The following is a 685-nucleotide window of genomic DNA, read 5'->3' as shown; positions in this document are numbered from 1 at the left end:
GGATGGAGAAATGACCACGGCTCATCGCTCAGGCATCGACCTCACCCACCTCGACAGCGACACCCGCGCGCAAGACGATCTGTTCGTCCATGTAAACGGGAAATGGCTCGCCGAATACGAGATTCCGGCGGACCGCGCCGTCGACGGCGCCTTCCGCACGCTGTACGACAAGGCTGAGGAAGACGTTCAGACCATCATCACCGAGGCATCGCAGTCTTCACCGGAGGCCGGAACCGATGCGCAGCGCATCGGCGACCTGTACTCCAGTTTCATGGATGCCGACGCGATCGAAGCTGCCGGCCTCACCCCGATCGACGACGAACTCGACGCCATCGCGGACGCTCCGGATCGCTCGTCCCTCGCTACGGTGATCGGACGCCATCAGCGGACCGGTGTGGGCGGGGCAATCTCCCACTACGTCGACACCGATGCGAAGAATTCCGAGCGCTACCTCATTCACTTCAGCCAGTCGGGCATCAGCCTGCCGGATGAGTCGTACTACCGCGAAGACAACTACGCCGAGATCCGCGAAAAGTTTGTCGCGCATGTCGAGAAGATGTTCAACCTTGCCGGCCTCGGATACGAGGCGCAGCGTGTGTTCGATCTCGAGAAGAAGATCGCGGCGGGGCACTGGGATGTAGTGAAGCGTCGTGACGCCGAGCTGAGTTACAACTTGATGGGCTTC

Annotated in this window: 1 pseudogene; it reads left to right on the top strand. The window is 61.2% G+C overall.

Features of this window, described 5'->3' with window-relative positions:
• Nucleotides 1-10 precede the first annotated feature (10 nt).
• A pseudogene (locus QM600_RS29485) lies at nt 11-685 on the top strand (peptidase M13); the annotation flags it as partial.

Source organism: Rhodococcus sp. IEGM 1379 (assembly GCF_030056815.1).
Lineage (GTDB): Bacteria > Actinomycetota > Actinomycetes > Mycobacteriales > Mycobacteriaceae > Rhodococcus_F.
The sequence above is the reverse complement of the archived record's forward strand: the minus strand, read 5'-3'. Positions and strand labels throughout refer to the sequence as shown.